General features: G+C 56.8%; 20 protein-coding genes. 8 read left to right on the forward strand and 12 right to left on the reverse strand.

Going from position 1 to position 20,845, the window contains the following annotated elements; all coding sequences use genetic code 11:
* Positions 1-176: 176 nt before the first annotated feature.
* The gene (locus tag ABVF61_RS04140) at positions 177-875 is read right to left on the reverse strand and encodes an FCD domain-containing protein (RefSeq protein WP_353992265.1); all 699 of its coding nucleotides are present in this window, start codon (positions 873-875) and stop codon (positions 177-179) included.
* A gap of 272 nt (positions 876-1,147) precedes the next feature.
* On the opposite strand from ABVF61_RS04140, the gene ABVF61_RS04145 reads away from it, so the two are divergent.
* The 8 genes from ABVF61_RS04145 to ABVF61_RS04180 all read left to right on the forward strand — a co-directional run bounded on the left by ABVF61_RS04145 (position 1,148) and on the right by ABVF61_RS04180 (position 10,167).
* Positions 1,148-2,263 (forward strand): mandelate racemase/muconate lactonizing enzyme family protein, encoded by a 1,116-nt coding sequence (locus ABVF61_RS04145; RefSeq protein ID WP_353992266.1) that lies wholly within the window; start codon positions 1,148-1,150, stop codon positions 2,261-2,263.
* Positions 2,264-2,452: 189 nt separating this feature from the next.
* On the forward strand, positions 2,453-3,490 hold the full coding sequence (locus ABVF61_RS04150) for a TRAP transporter substrate-binding protein (protein ID WP_353992267.1): 1,038 nt from the start codon (positions 2,453-2,455) through the stop codon (positions 3,488-3,490).
* 257 nt (positions 3,491-3,747) lie between these two features.
* A complete protein-coding gene (locus ABVF61_RS04155; protein ID WP_353992268.1) occupies positions 3,748-4,599 on the forward strand; it encodes a TRAP transporter small permease subunit in 852 nt (283 codons plus the stop codon).
* Positions 4,599-6,227: a TRAP transporter large permease gene (locus ABVF61_RS04160; RefSeq protein ID WP_353992269.1), complete on the forward strand. Its 1,629-nt coding sequence runs from the start codon at positions 4,599-4,601 to the stop codon at positions 6,225-6,227. The genes ABVF61_RS04155 and ABVF61_RS04160 overlap by 1 nt, the downstream gene beginning before the upstream one ends.
* 11 nt (positions 6,228-6,238) lie before the next feature.
* Positions 6,239-7,186, forward strand: a complete 948-nt coding sequence (locus ABVF61_RS04165) for a phytanoyl-CoA dioxygenase family protein (protein ID WP_353992270.1) — start codon at positions 6,239-6,241, stop codon at positions 7,184-7,186.
* 39 nt (positions 7,187-7,225) lie between these two features.
* Positions 7,226-8,308 carry a Gfo/Idh/MocA family protein gene (locus ABVF61_RS04170; protein ID WP_353992271.1) on the forward strand — a complete coding sequence of 361 codons (1,083 nt, stop codon included), beginning with the start codon at positions 7,226-7,228 and terminating at the stop codon, positions 8,306-8,308.
* 27 nt (positions 8,309-8,335) lie between these two features.
* On the forward strand, positions 8,336-9,235 hold the full coding sequence (locus ABVF61_RS04175) for an NAD(P)-dependent oxidoreductase (protein ID WP_353992272.1): 900 nt from the start codon (positions 8,336-8,338) through the stop codon (positions 9,233-9,235).
* An 11-nt stretch (positions 9,236-9,246) separates the two neighbouring features.
* Complete coding sequence (locus ABVF61_RS04180) at positions 9,247-10,167, forward strand: DMT family transporter (protein WP_353992273.1); 921 nt, start codon at positions 9,247-9,249, stop codon at positions 10,165-10,167.
* Positions 10,168-10,192: 25 nt separating this feature from the next.
* Here ABVF61_RS04180 and ABVF61_RS04185 read toward each other — a convergent pair whose 3' ends face one another.
* The 11 genes from ABVF61_RS04185 to ABVF61_RS04235 all read right to left on the reverse strand — a co-directional run bounded on the left by ABVF61_RS04185 (position 10,193) and on the right by ABVF61_RS04235 (position 20,796).
* Positions 10,193-11,116 (reverse strand): SMP-30/gluconolactonase/LRE family protein, encoded by a 924-nt coding sequence (locus ABVF61_RS04185; RefSeq protein ID WP_353992274.1) that lies wholly within the window; start codon positions 11,114-11,116, stop codon positions 10,193-10,195.
* Positions 11,116-11,859 carry a cytochrome b561 domain-containing protein gene (locus ABVF61_RS04190; RefSeq protein ID WP_353992275.1) on the reverse strand — a complete coding sequence of 248 codons (744 nt, stop codon included), beginning with the start codon at positions 11,857-11,859 and terminating at the stop codon, positions 11,116-11,118. Before ABVF61_RS04190 ends, ABVF61_RS04185 begins: the two co-directional genes overlap by 1 nt.
* Positions 11,856-12,728, reverse strand: a complete 873-nt coding sequence (locus ABVF61_RS04195) for a carbohydrate ABC transporter permease (protein ID WP_353992276.1) — start codon at positions 12,726-12,728, stop codon at positions 11,856-11,858. The genes ABVF61_RS04190 and ABVF61_RS04195 overlap by 4 nt, the downstream gene beginning before the upstream one ends.
* Positions 12,728-13,651: a carbohydrate ABC transporter permease gene (locus tag ABVF61_RS04200; RefSeq protein WP_353992277.1), complete on the reverse strand. Its 924-nt coding sequence runs from the start codon at positions 13,649-13,651 to the stop codon at positions 12,728-12,730. The genes ABVF61_RS04195 and ABVF61_RS04200 overlap by 1 nt, the downstream gene beginning before the upstream one ends.
* Positions 13,652-13,717: 66 nt before the next feature.
* Positions 13,718-15,049, reverse strand: a complete 1,332-nt coding sequence (locus tag ABVF61_RS04205; protein WP_353992278.1) for an extracellular solute-binding protein — start codon at positions 15,047-15,049, stop codon at positions 13,718-13,720.
* Positions 15,050-15,079: 30 nt separating this feature from the next.
* Positions 15,080-16,171 (reverse strand): ABC transporter ATP-binding protein, encoded by a 1,092-nt coding sequence (locus tag ABVF61_RS04210; protein ID WP_353992279.1) that lies wholly within the window; start codon positions 16,169-16,171, stop codon positions 15,080-15,082.
* A gap of 149 nt (positions 16,172-16,320) precedes the next feature.
* The gene (locus ABVF61_RS04215; RefSeq protein WP_353992280.1) at positions 16,321-17,352 is read right to left on the reverse strand and encodes a LacI family DNA-binding transcriptional regulator; all 1,032 of its coding nucleotides are present in this window, start codon (positions 17,350-17,352) and stop codon (positions 16,321-16,323) included.
* Positions 17,353-17,497: 145 nt separating this feature from the next.
* The gene (locus tag ABVF61_RS04220; protein WP_353992281.1) at positions 17,498-18,634 is read right to left on the reverse strand and encodes a substrate-binding domain-containing protein; all 1,137 of its coding nucleotides are present in this window, start codon (positions 18,632-18,634) and stop codon (positions 17,498-17,500) included.
* Positions 18,635-18,674: 40 nt separating this feature from the next.
* Positions 18,675-19,802: an ABC transporter permease gene (locus tag ABVF61_RS04225; RefSeq protein ID WP_353992282.1), complete on the reverse strand. Its 1,128-nt coding sequence runs from the start codon at positions 19,800-19,802 to the stop codon at positions 18,675-18,677.
* Between the two features lie 10 nt (positions 19,803-19,812).
* On the reverse strand, positions 19,813-20,571 hold the full coding sequence (locus ABVF61_RS04230) for an ATP-binding cassette domain-containing protein (protein ID WP_353992283.1): 759 nt from the start codon (positions 20,569-20,571) through the stop codon (positions 19,813-19,815).
* An 84-nt stretch (positions 20,572-20,655) separates the two neighbouring features.
* Positions 20,656-20,796, reverse strand: a complete 141-nt coding sequence (locus ABVF61_RS04235; protein ID WP_353992284.1) for a hypothetical protein — start codon at positions 20,794-20,796, stop codon at positions 20,656-20,658.
* Between the last annotated feature and the right edge of the window lie 49 nt (positions 20,797-20,845).

Here is a 20,845-nt window from a genome sequence, read left to right on the forward strand (position 1 = left end):
GCCGGCGGAACTCACTTCTGCCGGCATCGATATGCGGGATTTCAAGCGGCGGTACCCGTTGGGGATTACCGGCGCCGGGCGGGTCCGGAAGACACCCGCTGCCCATGTCGATCCATCATGCCGGTCTCCGAGCGCGTCCTTGCAACACTTCTGGAGATCAGCTGGCATGACCCGTTTTAGAACGTCTCCTCAACGTAACTCCAGGCAGCGCTCAAATGCGCGATGAGTGCATCTTCAGCGCGCGCAGGATCTCTCTCCAGGATGGCATCATAAATGGCCTTGTGATCGAGATAGACGGACCTGTTATGGTCGCCGGACCGCGTCATGCGGGCCCAGTTCGGTGACAGCCAGGCCGTAAAGCCCTCATGCATGGCCGGAAATATCGGATTGTTGCCGATGCGATAAAGAACGCCATGGAAAGCGATATCCGTTCGGAAAAACTCTTCCGAATTGTCGAGCGCCTTTTCGTTGGCAAGAAGTGCTGCCTTGAGATCCGAGATGTTCTCCTTGGTCGCGTTGAGCGCGGCATCCCTGACCAGACCGCGCTCGATAAACACCCTGCTCTGATAGAGGTTTTGAATGCCGCCCGGCTCGTTCAGGAGATAGCGTACGATCGTTCCGGTGGCATTGAGCAGCGTGCCATAGTCGGGTCTCCGCACCACTGGCCTGAATCTGGGACGCAATTCGATGAGTCCGCGATTGGCAAGTGCCGAAATTGCTTCGCGCACAACCGTCCTCGACGTACCGAATTCTTCCATGAGATCTCGCTCTGGAGGCAATGGCTTGTTGTTGGCCAATTCGCCTGACGCAATGCGCGCTTCAAGGGCGGTCACAATCGTGTCCGCAGCCCGTTTCTCTCCCTGTTTGTCCGGCATCAAGGCATCAGCCAATTGGTTGTACCAAACTCTCGTTTACTTTGACCACAATGCTATGCCCCCATATTGTGCGAAAGCAAGCCTTTCCGCACATCATTTGATCACTACAAAAAAAATACATAAAAAACATATGGTTATATCTTTTTTTAAATCGATTTAAATGGATTGATGGGAAACACTCTTGACTCACCTTTCAAATCGCGCTCTGCTCCGATCTGACTTGGTCGAACCAAAAGAATATATAGTGTTCTTGGCATCTTGGGAGGGATACCTTGACAACCATCGTCAGCGTATCCGTCAGGCTGTTTCATATTCCGCTTGCCGAGATACTGGTCGATGCAAAGCACGGCGATCACACCCACTTCGAACTGGTAACCGCGACGCTCGCGCTCGAAGACGGGCGGAAAGCAACCGGTTATACCTACACCGGCGGCAAGGGAGGTTTTGCGATTGCGGCGATGATCGAAAACGACCTCTCGCCTTTTCTGCTTGGAAAAAGCCCCGAAAACGTCGAGGCGCTTTACGAGGGGATGCAGTGGCACGTCCACTATGTGGCGCGCGGAGGCATTGCTTCTTTTGCGATCTCGGCAATCGATATTGCGCTGTGGGATTTGCGTGGGCAGAAAGAAGGCCTGCCTCTCTGGAAGATGGCCGGCGGCAAAGGCAGAACCTGCAAGGCCTATTGTGGCGGCATCGATCTCGGCTTTCCGTTGCCGAAGCTGCTCGACAGTGTCCAGGGCCACCTCGATCGCGGCTTCAATGGCGTGAAGATCAAGGTCGGTCAGCCAACTCTGGAAGAGGATGTCGCGCGTGTCGCCGCCGTCCGGAACCTTGTCGGTCCGCATGTCGCGCTGATGGTCGACGCCAATTATGCAATGAGCGTGGATCAGGCGATTGCGGCGGCAAATGCGTTCAAACCCTTTGACATCCTGTGGTTCGAAGAGCCGACCATTCCCGATGACTACAAGGGATATGCGGCCATCGCAGAAGCGACGGGAACACCGCTTGCGATGGGCGAGAACCTTCATACCATTCACGAGTTCGGCTACGCACTCGACCAGTCGAAGCTCAGATTCATTCAGCCGGATGCGTCCAATTGCGGAGGCATAACCGGTTTTCTGCAAGCCGCCGCACTGGCCGGACGTCATGGTGTTCCGGTTTGCAGTCACGGCATGCAGGAATTGCACGTGAGCCTGCTCGCCGGAATTGGCGGTGAAGGCTGGCTCGAAGTTCATTCATTCCCGATCGAAGAATACACAAGTCGGCCATTGGTCGTTGAAAACATGCTGGCCGTCGCGCCGGACGAACCAGGCATAGGTGTCACTTTCGATTGGACAAAACTCGAAACAGAGGATCTGCTGTCCGCGGGACAGCGGGGAGCGGCATAATGCGGGTCGGTGCACTCACCTTACCGCGCAACGATTGTCGGAGCCGTCCCGGGAGCGACGGCGAAGGGGGCAAGCAGCTCCGTCATGGCTTTGATGCCAGGCGGAGGTAACGGCTGGAAAACCAGCAAACAGGGCCTTTGGCACGTTAAAGCCGCAGGCCTTTTTGGAGCAACTTGGGAGGAATAAGGTATGCTCAAAAAACTTACGAGGACTATGCTCGCAGGCGTGGCAACAGCCGGTCTTGCGATGACAATGGGCAGTGCGATGGAAGCGAGCGCCCAAGACAGCACGAAGCTGCGCATCCAGACGCACTTCTCCACGGAAACGCTTTCGGGCCAGATGGCGCAGGAATTCATCGACGACGTCACCGCCATGTCAAACGGTGAAATCGAAATCGAGATGTTCTTCGCGTCTTCCGTCGTGAAGTCCGCCGAAACCTTCGATGCCGCAGCAACGGGAATTCTCGACTGCGACATGACCGGTGGCGCTTACCAGACCGGCAAGAACCCGGCGTTCCAGTTCGCAGGCGATCTGACCGGTGGCTATCAGAACCCTTATCAGCAATATGCGTGGCTGCTGCATGGTGGTGGTTATGACAAGCTGAACGAGCTTTACAACGCCAACAACATGGAATTCATCGGCTGGTGGATCCCGGGCCCTGAGTCCCTGTCCTCGACAAAGTCCTTCAAAGGCGTCGATGACCTGAAGAACTGGAAGTTCCGTTCGCCTCCGGGCGTGATCACGCTGATCTTCGAAAAGCTCGGTGCATCGCCGATCGTGATGGACTTCAACGAGATCTTCACCGCTCTTGAAACCGGCATCATTGACGGCGCAGACGCTGCCAACATCACCAACAATGTCGGCCTTGGCCTCTATGACATTGCTACGGAAACCAACTACCCCGGTTTCCACTCCATGCCGGCGGACCACCTTGCCTGCCGCAAGGACGTCTGGGACGCGATGCCGGATCACCACAAGGCGATCTTGAAGGTGGGCATGCAGGCACTTGGCCTGAAGAACTCCACCATCAACGAAGTGAAGAACGCCCAGACGGCGAAGGAACTGCGTGAAAAAGGTATCGCACTGAACACCTGGTCCGAAGAGGATCTGGCCGTTTACCGCCAGGCCGTGCAGGAATCCTGGAAGGAGTTCGCAACGACACCGGAATCCAAGGAACTTCTGGAAAGCCACCTTCAGTTCCTGCGTGACCTGGGCGCAATGCAATAAGCCACAGGGCTAGCTGAAAAACTGTGGCGGCAGGAGACGCTTCCTGCCGCCACTTTCAACCTCTCACCTCTTGAGCTGCCACACATATGGCGGCGAACTGCCCGCCTAAGGTCGCCCTGCTGGCGATTAACGGGACGGCCTGACGCCCTGTGCAGCGTGTTTTGAAGGGGTTGAAACGAGCCGTTGCGAACTGCGACGCGAACGGAATTCAAAAGGGTAATGCACGTGCGGACCGGCATGTTTCGATGGGGGAAAAGATGACGGAGAAAAAGTCTGGCGGACTGCGGGAGTGGACGATACCGGTCGCATTCGCGGTTTGCGCGGGTTGGATCATCTGGCATGGTCCCGCTTATATTCTCGACTTTTTCCCTCATGCCAGCGAGAGCATGACCGCGCAGATCACCGAATTGCACCAGCGCAAAGACGTTTCGGGCGGTCTGCCGGGCCTGTTTGGCGGGACGATGGACTTCATCGATTGGGCAGCCCTGCTGCTGCTTCCCATCCTCCTCGTGGTCGGAATGCGCAGCGTTGTTCACGCCCAGATGGAATATCCCGACTATACCCGGTTTGACTATTTTGCCCTGTTCATCGGCCGCGTTGTCATGTTGCTGATCATCATCATGACCCTGGTGATGCTGTACGAGGTATTTCTGCGCTACGTGATCGAAGCGCCGACCTTGTGGGCCAACGAACTGACGCTCTGGATCGCCGGCTTCGTATTCCTGTTGTCAGGGCTCTATGCGATGCAACAGCGCTGTCACATTCGCATATTCATTCTTTACGACATCCTGCCGAGACCATTGCGGCACGCCTGCGATGTCATATCAGTGGCCATGATTTGCCTGTTCGCGTTCTTCCTTGTCTACGGAAGTTACAAACAGGTCTTCGCCATCAAGTTTCACCGTTGGGAAATGTTCGGGACCGCGTTCGATCCGCCGATCCCTGCGACGATCCAGCCGATGATCCTCGTCGTCGCCGTGCTCGTCGCCATACAAGCCGTCGCCAATCTGATTGCCGACTGGGACAAGCAACCCACCGAAATGGACGAGCCCGACATCATCGATGAGGAAGAGCTCGAAGCAATCAAGAAAAGCGTGGGTGCAAAGTAATGGACGTCGGCACGATTTCAATTGTCCTTGTATTCGGACTTCTTTTTCTGCTCGGCATAGGCATGCCACTCGGCTTTGCGTCGGCCATTTTGGCCGCGCTGGTCATGATCATGAAGTTCGAGCCCACGCTGCTGACCGACCCGACCAGTTTCGGCACGGGTCTCCTGACCAGCAACCCGGGAACAGGCCCGCTTTATCTGCTGACGCAGAAAATCTTCGACCTGATGACGGAATACGTGCTCATATCCGTGCCCCTGTTCATCTTCATGGCAGCGCTTCTGGAACGATCCGGCATTGCCAAGCAGATGTATGACAGTCTCGACTTCTGGCTCAGCCGGGCGCGCGGAGGTGTTGCAATCGTTACCTCGATCATGGCGGTCCTGATGGCGGCCATGTCGGGTATCATCGGTGGCGAAGTAGTTCTGCTTGGCCTGATCGCGCTGCCGCAAATGCTCCGTCTCGGCTATAATCAGAACCTTGCGATCGGGACAATCTGTGCTTCCGGTTCGCTTGGCACCATGATCCCGCCGTCGATCGTTCTGATCATTTACGGTCTCATCACCGAGACATCGATCAAAGCGCTGTTCACAGGTGCCTTCATTCCCGGCTTCATGCTGGCCAGCTTCATCATGATCTACATTGTTGTGCGCACGCAGCTGGACCCGTCTCAGGCTCCCCTTCCCGAGCCACGCGAAGGCGATCCGGAGGGTGGTGAAAAGCTGCTGATGTTCGGCGGGTTTGTCAGCGTGGTCGTCTCCGGCGTAATGGCGATCCTGATCGCCCGGATCGCGTTTCTGACGGTGATGGGACGGAACGATCCCTCGGTTGAGGCCTTCGAGCCACCTCCCCTTGGGATGGTTTCCGACCTGCCCTGGCTGATCGGTATCGGCGCTCTGGCGCTACTGTTCATCTTCCTGGTCGCCGGACGCCAGCGAACCGCCTCCGGCTGGGAACACGGCAAGGGCCTCGTGCCGCCACTCGCCGTCATCGGTATCGTTCTCGGGTCCATCTATGGCGGTGTCACGGGCATTACCGAGGCGGCCGGCATGGGCGCCGTCGCGGTGTTCCTGATCGCCCTCTTCCGGGGCGAAGCATCTGTTGATCTGCTCTGGGTCTCCATGATGCGCACCCTGCGCTCCACCGGAACAATCATCTGGGTGACCATCGGTGCTGCGACGCTTGCCGGCGCCTACACGCTGGCAGGTGGTCCCACCTATATCGCCCAGCTCATCATTGGCGCGGAAATGCCGACGATGCTGGTGATCCTCACGATGATGGTCATCCTGCTCTTCATGGGCGCCTTCATGGATTGGGTTGGCATCGTGCTGCTGATCATCCCTGTGTTCCTGCCGATCGTGAAACGCTTGCCTATCGATGAAATCGGCTTTCTCGGCACCTTGTCACCGCAACATGTTGCGATCTGGTTCGGTGTTCTGTTCTGCATGAACATGCAGGTCAGTTTCCTCTCTCCACCGTTCGGACCGGCCGCTTTCTATCTGAAATCAGTCGCACCGCCCCACATATCGCTGACCGACATTTTCCGAGGATTTCTTCCGTTCATCGGAGTACAATTGGTCGCGCTCGCGGTTCTGCTGATCTGGCCGACTATCGTCACTCTGCTGCTTTGAGGACTGATACCATGCTGACGCAAAGCGACATCGAACTGTTTCAGAAGCAAGGTTATCTCGTCGTGGAGGATTTGCTCGACGACAAAGCTCTGAACAGGGTCCGCGACGAATACGGCGACCTGATGAACGATCTCTACGATCGGTGGCTGAAAGAGGGAAAGGTTCCCGAGCCGACTGCGGAGATGGGCTTCTGGGAAAAGCTGGACCATTGCTTTCGAGGCGGGTTCGACTGGTACCAGCCCTTCGATATCAGCCTGCCCCATGACGGCATCACCGACGAAACGCCAATGCATTTCGGGCCCGCGGTTTTTCAAATGGCAACCAACAAGAACATTCTGGATTGCGTGGAGGCTCTCATCGGTCCGGAGATTTCGTCCAACCCGATCCAGCACGTTCGGATCAAACCGCCACAGCGCGCCGTGGACGCATCGGAAAGCCGGGCACATGTGATCGCAACCGACTGGCATCAGGATCAGGGTGTCACCTTACAGGAGGCAGATGACACGACTTTCGTGACTGTATGGTTGGCAATCACCGACGCAACCGTCGAAAACGGTTGTCTCCAGGTTGCTTCAGGCAATTATGACGAGATGCTGCCGCACTGCTCCAGGTCCCAGGTTGGCATCGCCGAAAAGTTCCTGCCCAAGGAAAACGCGGTTCCGGCCCCGGTGAAGGCAGGTGGTGCGATCATATTCCACCCGTTGACGCCACACGGGTCGCTCGCCAACAAGAGCGACGGCTACCGATGGTCGTTCGACCTGCGTTATCACGTGACGGGACAACCTTCAGGACGCAGTCACTTTCCAGAATTTGTCGCTCGCTCCCGCAAGCATCCCGAAAAAGAACTTAAGGATTGGCGTGTCTGGCGCAAAATGTGGGAGGACACCCGTCACCACCTGGCGCATAGTGACCATATTCCGCAGCACCGCTGGGGTAACGACGCACCTTATTGCGCCTAAGCCGATCACGACCGAAACGACGCACCCTGGAGTCGGGCATTGCACAACCGGACTGATCCCATTCGTCTTGCCGTAATCGGGGCAGGTCTCGTAGGACAGCGTCACGCGCGCAATGCCGCTGCGCATCCTGACTTTGAGATCGCGTGGATTGTCGATCCGGACCCGACGCGTCAACTGCTCGCCGACGAGCTTGGATGCCGTCTTGCGAAACGTCTGGAGGATGTCCCGGCAAAGGACTGCGCAGCCGCCATCGTTGCAACACCCAATGCAGATCATTTGCCGACCGGATTGAAGTGTCTTGACCGGAATTGGTCCACTTTGGTCGAAAAACCGGTCGCAGATACAGTCGACAATGGTGAGAGACTGGTCGCTGCATTCGAAGCGCGCAGGCTCCCGCTTCTGGTCGGCCATCATCGCCGCTACCATCCGTCCGTCGACAAGGCAAAGGAGATTATCAGCTCGCAGACACTCGGCACGCCGGTCTCTGCGTCGCTGATCTGGGCCGTGCGCAAACCGGACAGTTACTTCGAGGCCGGTGCCTGGCGCCGTGACAAGGATGGCGGACCGCTCCTTATTAACTTCATCCATGAAGCAGACCTTCTGGTCGGATTGTTCGGTCCGGTTCAGGAAGTACAGGCCATGGTGTCGAGCCATGCGCGCGGCAGCCTCATCGAAGACAGCGCCGCCATTCTTATGCGCTTTGCAAGCGGTGTGATGGCAACGGTGATGCTTACGGATGCCGCATTGACACCGTGGAGTTTTGAAGGCGCGAGCGGCGAGAATCCAACAATCGCGGAAACCGGCGTTTCTTCCTGGCGTATCGGATGCACGGCAGGCAGCTTTGAATTTCCCGGTCTGCGCATCTGGACGGATGCAAAAGACGCCGAGGGAGACTGGTCGCGGCCACTCAAAGATCATACGGTTCAGGTTGCAAAGGTTGATCCGCTGCACGAGCAACTGACGCATTTCGCCCAACTCATCAAAGGACATGAGTCAGAGCCTAAAATTTCCGGCCGTGACGGACTTGAGGCCCTTCGCCTTGTGGAAGCGGTTCGTGCGGCCGCGCAAAGCGGCAGGCCGACCCCGGTCGCCACGACGCAGACCAAAGCTAACGTTGTCTGAACACTTTATCAGTTGAGGAACAAAGACATGACGAAACCGACAATCGGATTTATCGGCATTGGCCTTATGGGCGCGGCGATGTGCAACCGCCTTCTGGACAAGGGATATGGCCTGACCATCGTTGCAAACCGCTCCAGGGAACGGGTGGATGCATTGGTCTCCCGCGGTGCCAGCGAAGTGAAAAGTGCCAAAGACGTCGCACTGGCGAGCGACATCGTCATGTTATGCGTCGATACCTCGGCCTCCGTGGAAAGCCGCATGTATGGTGATGATGGTGTTATTGCCGGCCTAAGCCAGGACAAGATCGTGATTGACTTCGGCACGTCCCTGCCCGCGTCAACGAAAAAAATCGGCGAAGCGGTTTCCGCGGCAAATGCGGTTTATCTTGATTGCCCGATCGGGCGTACCCCGTCTCACGCTCTGGAAGGCATGCTCAACCTGATGTGTTCCGGTGACGCGGATGCCTATGCGTGCGTTGAGCCTGTCCTGAAGGATCTCGGCGAGAACGTCTTCCATCTCGGCGCGCTTGGAACGGGGCACACGGTCAAGCTGATCAACAACTTCTTCGCGCAGACCGTTGCAAACGGAATGGCCGAAGCCTTCGCGATGGCGGACAAGTCCGGCGTTGACCGCCAGAAGGTCTATGACGTGATGGCCGCCGGTCCGCTTCATTCCGGCATGATGGACTTCGTCAAGGCTTACGCGATTGACGGCGATCCGAACAAGCTTGCCTTCTCGATCCGCAATGCACGAAAGGACGTTGGCTACTATACCGATATGGCGGAAAGTCTTGGCGTGGAATCGATAATGGCGAACGGTGCAAAAACAGCGCTCGACAAATCGATCGAGGCCGGCCGGGGCGATGAATTCGTGCCTCTGCAAGTCGATTTCTTCACCGAGCAATTCAAAACCGGCGACAAGGGCTAAGCCCGATCGCAATGGCGCGTTTTGCATCCAGGGCGTTGGAGGACAAGCCGTTCGTCGGCATCCTTCTGATCCTTATCGCAAATTTGATGTTTGCCTGTATCGACACGGGCTCGAAATGGCTGGGCGTCCTTGGACTGGGCGCCCTGCAATTGTCGTTCATGCGCTATTTCGGGCACTTTGTGATTTCGCTGGGTTTGTTTGCCGCCAGTGATTTCGATTTCAGGCAACTCCGCTGTGAGAGGATCTGGCTCGTCGTGTTGCGCGGCGCGCTTCTAACGGCGTCCACCGTCTTCAACTTCGCTTCGCTGCGCTATCTGCCCCTGACCTTGACATCGACCATCCTGTTTTCAGCCCCGATCATGATCTGTGTGCTGTCCTGGCCGCTGTTGCGAGAACCCGTCGGGTTGATCCGCTGGTCCGCCGTGGCGCTCGGATTTGCCGGCGTCGCAATCGCGATCCGGCCGTTTGACGATGACTTTCACGTTGCCGTGCTGCTGTCTTTGTCCGCCGCCTTCTGTTTCGCGCTTTATTCCATCCTGACCCGAAAGCTCGCAGGAACTGTCGCGCCGGACACCATGCAATTCTATACGGGTCTCGTTGGTACCTTCGCTCTTGTTCCCTTCGCCATCGCTGAATGGCAGAATCCCGCCACCGGATTTCAGTGGGGCGTCCTGATCGGACTGGGTATTCTGGGATGGGTGGGACACCAGTTCCTGACCAACGCGATGAGCCTCGCGCCGGCCAATCTGCTGATGCCTTTCGGCTATGTGTTCATCCTTTACCTGACAATCTCAAGCTATCTGGTCTTTGACCAGTTGCCGGACGAATGGACGGTACTTGGAGCGTCCATCATCATTGCGTCCGGTTTGATCATCTTTTACCGGGAACGAACGCTCTATGCGCGCCGGAAGACCGCAGAGGCCAAACGCTAGCGGGCCGAAAAACCGAGGTAAACGCTTATTTGACCCCATTTACATTCAGATAGATTGAATAGAGCGAACTTGTTCCGGCAATGAACAGCCGGTTCAGTTTCGGGCCACCGAAACAGACGTTGCCGACCAGCTCCGGAATACGCACCTTTCCGATCAGAACGCCTTCGCCATTGATACAATGAACGCCATCTGCCGCTGAGCTCCAGATCCTTCCCTCGCGGTCAAAGCGGAAACCGTCGAAAATTCCGGCCGTGCATCTTGCGAAAACACTACGATCTCCGAGGGATTTTCCATCTGCACCTACTTTGAACTTTTCGATATGGGCCGGGCCATCCTCATCGTGCGTTATGCCGGTGTCGGACACATAGAGCCAGTTTTCGTCCGCGGAAAAAGCAAGGCCGTTCGGCTTGAAGAAGTCGGACGCGACCATATCGACACTGCCGGTTTCCGGATCAGCCCGGTAGACGTTGCAGGCTCCTATCTCACTCTCCGCGCGATCGCCTTCATAGTCCATCAAAATGCCGTAGGAAGGGTCGGTGAACCAGACGGATCCGTCGGACTTCACAACGACGTCGTTTGGCGAATTCAGCCTCTTGCCGTTCCAATGGGACGCAATCACCGAGACAGAACCGTCATGTTCCGTTCGTGTCACACGGCGGGTCAGGTGTTCACAGGTAACGAGACGACCCTGGGTATCCACCGTATTGCCATTGGCATTGTTCGACCCGCTGCGAAACTCCGAAACGGAGCCGTCTGTTTCGTCCCAGCGCATGATGCGGTTATTGGGGATATCCGACCAGACAACATAGCGCCCGGCAGGAAACCAGGCGGGCCCTTCGGACCAGCGCGCACCCGTCCACAGACGCTCAACCCGGGCATGCCCTACAAAACAAGCTTCAAACTCCGGCTCGATAACTTCAAAGCCGGTTCCTTCCAAAACGCCAAACATCACGTTTCCCGTTGCTTATCAAATGACTGTTGAGGGAAGTCGGGCCGTCGCGTACCCCACCCCTGCTTTCTCATTCGGTTTCCCGGGTGTTCCGGACCGGGGCCCCAAATGGCCTGATAGGTGTCCATGGCCCGCCCCTGCCGCTGCAGGTGTATGGAAAAGCTTGCAAGAGCAACCCACCAGAGCGACAAACCGAGCCACATCCAGTTTGGCGCATTTGCGGTCCACATGCCACTTGCGATCGCTCCGATCATGAGAATAAGCGCGAGGTATCCGCAACTTTTGTGGACCGCTTCGAATACCAGGCGGTGCTGTGTCATGTCGTAGTGATCGCCGCGCAAAGATCCACTCGCCCCTGGGTCGGTCGGCCCGCCCTTGGTGCCCCGGAACATTCCGGAAAAAGCCTGAACCGCGGCTAGGAGAAGCACCGAATACCCGAATAGCCGGTGCAGTGTTGCCGTACCGCTGTTTTGTGATGACATCCAGATCAGTGCCAGACCGATCACGGAAAGCAGGACAACGACTGTCTGAGACATCCAGTGCACACGCCACCAGATCTTGTTGTCCAGCTCGCGCGGCCAATCTTGTCCCGGCAGGACCTTGAAAAAGCGTGCCATCATGATTGCAAGTGGAGCAAGTATCCCCCAGCCGAGAACCATGAAGCGGGCATGCCAGGAAAGGGCAAGGCCGACATCATGGGATCTGGCCGGATCAATCGGGGATATCAGCCACTCCAGGATCATCCCTTGACGGCTCCCGCTGTCATGCCGGTGATGATCTGTTTGGACGCGACGAAGGTGAACAGAATTGGAGGAATGGCAAGCAGCATGCCGGTCGCCATGATGACACCCCAGTTGATGTCGTACTCCGTGATCGAATTCACGATGGTGACCGGCACCGTTCTCGTCGACCGGCCGGACAGCGCATTTGCTAGGAGGAATTCGTTCCAGGCAATGCGGAAGGTGAAGATCGCGGCGGCCGCAAGTCCGGGCTGGATGATCGGCAGAACGACCAGAAAGAAGACCTGGAACGGATTTGCCCCGTCCATTCGCGCGGCTTCCTCAAGCTGGATTGGCACCTGTACAATGAAGCTCTGCAGGATCCAGATCACGAAAGGCAGGTTCATCGCCGTATAGATCAGGATGATGCCGGTATAGGTCTGGTCAAGGCCATACTGAAACGTCCAGATCCCGAAAACAGGAACCAGAAGAACGGCGGGAGGAACCATTCGCATCAGGAGTGTTGTCATGGAGACAGCACCGCGGCCCATGAACTTGAACCGGACCAGCGCATAGGCGGCCATGCACCCGATCGTCAGGGTCAGTCCGGTCGATATCAGGCCAACGATCAGTGAGTTGACGAGCGCCCGCCCGAAGGTCGGGTCGCAATAGTCGACATGCTCCGGTTCATACCAGAGGAAGTTGCACAGCACTGTCTCGTAGTTCTTGATCGTCGGTGAAAAGAAGAAAGCCGGTACCGAAGCGTCGTAGACGTCGACATTGGTTTTGAACGACGTTGCCAGCATCAGGGCAATCGGGCCGACACTCATTACGACCAGCGCAACGATAAGGGCGTAGAAGGCCGGGTTCTGTTTTTCCGTTTGCGCGGACATCAGTCATCGTCCTTTTCGGCGGCTGCGCGTTGGCGTGCGACACGGGCTTCCTGAACGCGGTTGTACAAGAACATTCCGATGGTCAGGGCCATCAGCAACATGAGAAGCAGGTTCGACATGGCAGCCGCTTCCCCGAGCTCCTGGAATTCCTGAGCGGTCCGGAAAATCCGGAGCGCGAGAATTTCCGTCGACAGGCCGGGGCCGCCATTGGTGAGCACGAGGATTACTTCCAGCACCTTGAAGGCGTCGATCAGGCGCAACAAAAGCGTGACGATCAGAACAGGCATCATGAGTGGCAGTTTGATCATCAGAATTTTCTGCCACTCGCTTGCACCGTCAATTTCAGCAGCTTCCAGGGCGGAACGCGGCAGCGACTGCATGGCCGCCAAAGCCAGAATGAAAATGAAGGGAGTCCATTGCCAGACATCGGCAATCACGATCGCAATGAATGACCAGGTGCTGTCGGACAGCCAAGGTATGCCTTCGAAGCCCAGGCTCTTGAGCGTGCGGTTAAAGATGCCGACAGTCGGGTGGTACATGTAGCGCCACATCAGACCAACCACGATCGGTGCGATCATCATCGGCAGGATAAAGACGGTCCGAAGCACCGCCATCCCTTTGAGATTCCGGTCCAGGAGCAACGCCAGACCGACACCCAGGATCATTTCAAGCGTCACGACGATCGCGGCGAAGCGAATGGTCACCCAGAAGCTCTCGCGAAAGGCTTCATCACCCCAAAGATTTACGTAATTGCGGAAGCCGATGAACTCGGCCTGTCCAATCCGCTGGCTCGGGCTCCAGTCGAGGAAACTGGCATAGACCATGTAGCCGATCGGATAGAGAAGCGCGAAGATCAGGATTAACCCTGCCGGCGCCAGGAACATGTATGGGGTCAGCCGATTGGCTTTGATCGCAACGCTCATTGCCGATCACTTTCAGTGAGGATTTTTTTGAGAGCCCCGCGGCAAGGCCGCGGGGCAGCGTTGGATTTACTGGGTCCAGGTGTAGTACCCTGCGTCATCCATCAGCGCTTGCGTGCGCTCTGCGACACCATCGAGAGATTCCTGAACCGGTGCGTCTTCGGTAATGATCTTCGAAAGGGTCGTACCGAGATCGGCATTGATCTTGCCCCAGACAGGGATGATCGGACGCCAGTCGGGATCAGCATTCTTGAGCGCTTCACCGAAGGTGGACATATGCGGGAACTTCTCGTTCACATCCGCGTCGGCATGTGTCGAATAGCGGGACGGATTACCACCTGCCATTGCGATCAGCTTGTCCGCTTTCTTGCTCGTCAGCCACTGCATCAGAAGGAATGCAGCGTCCTTGTTCTGGGCGTTCTTCGGAATACCGATGCCGAAACCGCCCGTTTGGGAACCGGCCCTGACACCAACCGGATGCGGGGCCCATTCAACAAGACCCACGACCTTGGACTTGTCGGGATTATTGACCTGTCCGGCGAAAACGGTGGAATCCAGGAACATGGCAGAATTGCCCTGCAGGAACGAAGCCCCCGCTTCGGCAAATCCGAAAGTCTTGGAACCTTCCGCGCCGCAGTTGACGATTTTCTTGAGGGCTTCCGCGGCTTGTACACCTTCCGCGTTGTTCACGATCGGCTTCCACTCATCGTCGAAGATGCGTCCACCGAGCGGTGCAAGATGCAGAAGGAACGCATGGCTGGCATGGTGACCGGAGGCCGCGCGCGATGCAAGACCGCCCATTCCGGGCTCCAGCTCGGGGATAAGACATGCGAGCTCAAGAAGCTCGTCGTAAGTCTCAGGAACCTTCAGATCGTGCTTATCGAAAATGTCTTTCCGGTAGCCAAGAATCGACGTTTCCGAGCCGAAGGGCAATCCGAACAGCGAACCGGTCGGTCCCGGCAGATAGCCCTTTTTGCCACCTGCAACACCGATATTGGCGACGTATCCGTCGATCAGGTCTTCAGCATCGTAGTTCGGATCCGCCAGCTTCGGGTTCATGAAGAAGCGCGCGAGGTTTTCCAACTGGTCGGCATACACATAGTCTGCCTTTGAAAAGACCACATAAGCGATCAGATCGTAGTCGCCGCGGTTCTTTGTCAGTTCAAGCGTCTGGCGCTCGCGCATCTTGAGATACTGAAGCTGGTCGACTTCGACGCGAATACCAGTTTCCTTTGTGAATTCCGGCAGAACTTTCATGACCGCATCAAAATGCGGGTGGGCCGGGAAATTGACGACAAGTGTCTCGCCTGCGTGTTCTTCGTATGGATTTGCAAGCGCAGCCGTTGCCCCGAGCGCGAGCCCGGCAACGGCAGAAACAGTCGATTTAAGATATTTCAGCATTCATTCCTCCCTGAAAAAGCAAGGTTCAGATCACCTGATGGCAACCTCTGTTTCGCGGTCAAACATGTGAATGCCCTCCCGATTGACCGCAAATCTCAGTGTTTCGCCCAGGGCAATGGGCGTTTCGGACTTCAGCTCGACCTCGACTTTCTGGCCGCCGCAGTCACACAAGAGCACCGACTGCGCGCCGATGTACTCAGAGACAATCACCTGCAGGTCGATGGATTCGTGATCCGGAGCGTCGGGGCTGTAGTGCAGGTCCGACGGCCGGATGCCGAGTGTCACGTTTTTTGAAGATGACGACGCCACAGCGGCCGCCTTTTCGTCCGGCAGCACCAGTTCGAACCCTTTGCCGTTCACGAACGAGCGGCCTGAAAGGTCCTGGACTTCGGCCTCCAGAAAATTCATCGGCGGCGACCCGAGAAATCCCGCCACAAACTTGTTGGCAGGTCGCTTGAACAGCTCCTCAGGCGTTCCTTGCTGCTGAATGTAGCCACCGTGCATGACCACAATCCGATCGCCAAGCGTCATCGCCTCGATCTGGTCGTGGGTGACATAGATCATGTTCTTTTGAACCTTCTGGCGCATCAGCGCGAGCTCTGCACGCATCTGCCCTCTTAGCTTGGCGTCGAGGTTGGAAAGAGGTTCGTCAAACAGGAAAGTCCCGGCATCGCGTGTGAGCGCGCGCCCCATCGCGACCCGCTGCCGTTGGCCACCCGACAACTCGCCCGGCTTCCTGTGCAGGAACTTGGTCAGGCCGAGCATTTCCGCGACATTGCCGACCTTTTCGTCGACTTCCTGCTTCGGGCGGCGCTGGAGCCTAAGTGCAAAGGACATGTTTTTGGCGACATTCATGTGCGGGTAAAGCGCATAATCCTGAAACACCATCGCGAGATCCCGCGCCTTCGGCTCAAGGTTGCTCACCGGTTTTTCGTCAATAAAGATCTCACCGTCACTTACCGATTCCAACCCGGCAATCATGCGCAACGTGGTGGACTTGCCGCAGCCGGAGGGTCCGACGAGTACAGTGAACTCGTTCTCCTCCATCTCCAGATTGATGCCGTGAAGCACCTCGAAGTTCCCGTATCGCTTCACGAGGTTTTCAAGTCTGATGCGCGGCATTTTTCCTCCCGGGGCACCGAATGGCGGTGCAAGCGCTGATGTGACCGGTCACATTTCCTATTTGTTACCGGTCACAATATCACATATGTTATCGGTAACAAGGGATTTTTTGTTAAATTTTCATTTGAAATAGGCAGCCCGCTCGAGGATCAGGTGCTTTCGCGGAATTCCACCTCGGCGGGAACGAGAATGTGCTGCGCGGGAACATCACGAGGCTGATCGGGAAGTAGCAGCTTTTTCAGAAGCTTACCGGTCTCACTTCCGATGCGGACCGGATCAACGACAACAGTGGAAAGCTTCGGCACCGCGAAACGCGAGACCTCAAAGTTACCGAAACCGGCAACGGCAATGTTGCCGGGAACCTTGTAACCTTCTGAGATCAGGCGGCTCTGAACGCCGAAGGCTGCGATGTCGGATACGCAAAACACGCAATCCGTATCCGGATACTCCCTGAGAATTTGTCCCGCCGCCGCTGATCCGGCTTCGATCGTCAAAGGAGGAATGCCGTACTGGATCATGCGATGGGATGACAGTCCGGCCTCGCGCATCGCCTGAAGGTAACCGTTTCGCCTCGCAGCTCCGCGCGTCCAGTCATCCTGCCCCTCCCCCAGAAACGCGATCCGCTGATAACCAGCTCCGATGAGTTGCTCCGTCATTTGACGGGCCGCTTCGAAATTTGAAAAGCCGACTGTGTGTTCAATCGGATTTTTCGGCTTTTCCCAGATCTCGATGACAGGGACATTGGCATCCCTCATCAGCTCGATGGTGCGCTCGGTATGTCCATCATATGAAAGGATGATCGCCTCGGGACGGCGTCGCAGCATGGTCTCGAGGATTTCCTCCTCTCGTGCTGCCGAATAGTCCGTGTGGCCGAGAAGAATCTGCAAACCAATTTCTTCAACTTCTTCCGTAAGAGATTGAACAGTCAGCGCAAAGTGCAGATTGTTGAGCGACGGAAGCAATGTTGCGACAAAGCCGGACTTTCGGGTTGTCAAACTGCCGGCCATCTGATCAGGGACGTAGTTCATGTCCCGGACGACTTTTAATATGTGTTCACGGGTCTTCAGCGAGACGGGGCTGTCTTTACGCAGCGCACGCGATACGGTCATTCGGGAAACACCGGCGGCCCTGGCGACATCGCGCATCGTGACCGGTCCCTGTTTTGCACCGTCTCTCGCCAATGAAGTGTCCTCTTTGTGCAATGGAATGCTGTAGCAAGGCGCGCTACCGGCGAGGAGTATACCGGTAGCGCTTCTTTTTGCACTTATGGCCTTTCAATCCGCCCGCATGTCGAACGGCGGACGACCGGCCCGTGCACCAAGGTCATCACCGCTCCAGAGCACCAACGCCGGAGAAGCGGAAAGCCTCTGTCTGCAAAGCGTCGAGTTCTTCGGCGCTCATCTGGTCATGGGCGACAGTAATACGGCCAAGGAAAACGAGCGGCAGTTCGTCTGCCCGGCTTTCCAGATCCGCCTTGATGGCTTCTGCCGTGGCAGCACCCACGTCATCGCCCATGCGCATCGGGGTGGCATCCAGTTCGCCGCGGCGGATTGCGTCAAGTTCCAGACCAGTACCGCCCCAGCCAGTGGAGAAGACTTCCTTTTCCTTGCCGACCGCGATCTGCGCTTCCACACTGCCCATCGCCATGGCGGTGTTGGCATTGTGAATGATCGTTGCTTCAGGATAGGCCTGAAGGATCAGACTGGTGCCCTCAAAGCCACCTTCACGCTGGTATTCGCCATAGTGCTCGTAGGCAACCTTCCAGTCGCCCTTCTCCATGACGCAGTCCTTGAAGTCGCCGGAGCGCTGATTGTCCGTGATCCCCGGAATGCCGCGGTTCATGGCCATCGTGACGCCATTGCCGAGCCGCTCAAGCATATAGTCGCACATGGTGAGCGCACCGGCTGCAGATGAGAAGTCGAACCAGACATCAGGCTGATTTTTCAGATCCTTCAACGGCGTGTGAAACGCCCACACATAGGTTGTGAAGTCGTCGTTTCCAGCAAGCTTATCGATGTTGTCCGCCTGGATGGCGAGTTCCGACGGTCCGAAGATCACGTAGTCGTAGATGTCGCCGTCCTGCAGCACCTGGTTCGCATAGGTGGACTGCAACGAGTGCTCGATCTGCCGGCTGGCAAACTCGGTCGTGTTGTACTTGATCCCAAGCTCGTCCAGGCGCTTGGTCATGGCCAGGTAGTTACGTGCCCAGAAGTCGGACGTATCGGCTGACGGGTAGATCAGCGCGATTTCGACCGGCTTGTCCTGGGTACCTGAGAACGGGACACCTTCCGCACCGACGACTGCCTGAAGAGCTTCAAGCTTGCCTTCGGCATTCACTTCGCCAGGAACCCAGTAGTCCCTGTCGGCATGACCGGGCAGCTCCTTGAGCGGCAGGTTACCCTGTGCCAGGGCGCTGGTCCCGGTCAGGAGCAGTACGCATATTGTCGATTTCAGCAGTTTCATCACAAATTCCTCCCTTTCGATGAAGTCCGCGTATGGGAACTCAGCCGCTGGCAACGGTGTTGCCAGCAAACAGAGATCCAATGAGAAGCAGTAGAGCGAGTGCCGCGATCAGGCCGCCTGAAAGGCGCAGCAGACGCACGCTTTCCGGTGTCTGCAATCCAGCCAGGAAGCCCTTTGCACCGTCGCGATCTTTCTTCTGCAGCCACGTGTAAAGCGCGACTGAAGAGACGATCACCACACCCGAGGCGACCGACTGCCAGAAGAATTCAATCCGCAGTGTCACAAGCGCATTGATCATCATGGACAACAGCAACACACCGGCAAGCGATCCGAGCATTGATGCACGTCCGCCAAAGAGCGAAGTGCCACCAACGACAACCGCGGCAATGACGTGAAGGTTGAAGTATGGCGCTGAAGTCGCCTGGATTGCGTTCAGCTTGCCGGTCAGCATCAGCCCGGCCAGCGCGGCCGACGCGCCCATGAGGACATAGGCATAGATCTTGTAACGGTCGACCGCGATACCGGTCATTTCGGCTGCTTCGGGATTGGAGCCAATTGCAACCGTGTAACGCCCAAAATAGGTCTTCTTCAACAGCCAGTAACCCACTGCCATTGTCAGCAGACCGATCACCACCGGAACCGGAATGAAGCCCGGGATCTGCCCGCGGCCGATCTCGGTCATGATCTCCGGAAAACGCGCCAGCACCAGGCCCTTTGCGATGACAAGCGCAAAACCGCGATAGACGAGATCCATCGCGAGGGTGCCGATCAGATCAGGGACCTTGAACTTGGTGATCACAAGACCGTTTATCAGACCGAACAAAGCACCCAGCACAATCGCGACGGCAATCGCCACGGGTGCCGAGAAGCCGTACTGCTTGATCAGAAAGGCCATGATGATGGATGTCAGCGCAGCGACGGATCCGATCGACAGATCAATGCCGCGCTGGGTAATGACAAAGGTCATCGCCATTGCCATTGGCATGTAGAGTGCTGCATCCAGCAGAATGAGATTGAGGTTCGATAGGCGGAAATACCGTGCCGGTTCTGCAATTCCCATGAACAGCAGAATGGCCAGGATCATCACCATAGGTCCGACGATTGCCAGGAAAGGTTCAATCCGTTCAGAAAGTTTCGTCGGCCCGTTTGACTGAGTTGCCGTTGCCATTTTTGTCTCCCTAAGCCGCTTCTTCCGCACCCACGATCAGGGCGAGAACGTCCTGCTGTGAGCTTTGCGAAACGTGCACGACACCGGCACATCTGCCGCGCCGTTGCACATGAACCCGGTCGGCGACTTCAAAAACATCATCGAGCGAGTGAGATATGAGAATGACTGCCAGACCTTGTGCCTTGAGCGCCTTGATAAGCTTGAGCGTCCGCGCCGTTTCCTGCGGCCCGAGCGCCGCTGTCGGCTCATCCATCACGAGGACCCGAAGGCCCTCGTGATAGACCGCTCGCGCGATGGCCACAGCCTGCCGCTGGCCCCCCGACAGGCTCGATGTCGGAACATCAAGCGAGCGAAGCCGAACGCCCAGGCGCTCGAACAACACACGTTCCGTTTCCGACCGCATCCGTTTGTTGTCCAGCATGGTGATCCCAAGGAAGGATCGCGTCAGTTCATTGCCGAGAAACATGTTCGATGCCGGATCAAGGTGATCCGCCAGCGCCAGCGTCTGGTAGACCGCATCGATGCCCTCCTCGATCGCATCGGAGTGGCTGTTCATCAACAGCTTCTTGCCACCGACAAAAATCTCGCCTTCGGTCGGCTGATAAACGCCCGTGAGAATTTTGATCAATGTCGATTTACCGGCACCGTTGTCTCCAACGATCGCAAGAACCTCGCCCTCGTATGCGTCGAGATTGACACCTTGAAGGGCGGTGACCCCTCCAAAACGCTTGGTTATGTTTCGCATCTGGACGAATGATCCGTCGGACATCTCCAGTTTCCTCCCGATTTGCGCCGGCCAGAGCTTCGTGGCGGCCGATAACGCTTAGTTGTCTTTGATCCGGTAAAGCTTGTGTCAGGCCGCACAGTCCTGAAGAAGCGGTTGATAGACAGCCTTCAGCTTGTCCATTGCCGCCTGGCGATCTCTGACGTCATCCGCCTGCGCCGATGAAACGGTTACCAGCAATGCCGCGGCGGCCATGATCCAAATTTGCATGTTGTCCCTCCCGACACCCTGGCGTGGCTACACTTCTCCCGGTCGCGGT

This window comes from Roseibium sp. HPY-6 (assembly GCF_040530035.1).
In the GTDB taxonomy this organism is placed as follows: domain Bacteria; phylum Pseudomonadota; class Alphaproteobacteria; order Rhizobiales; family Stappiaceae; genus Roseibium.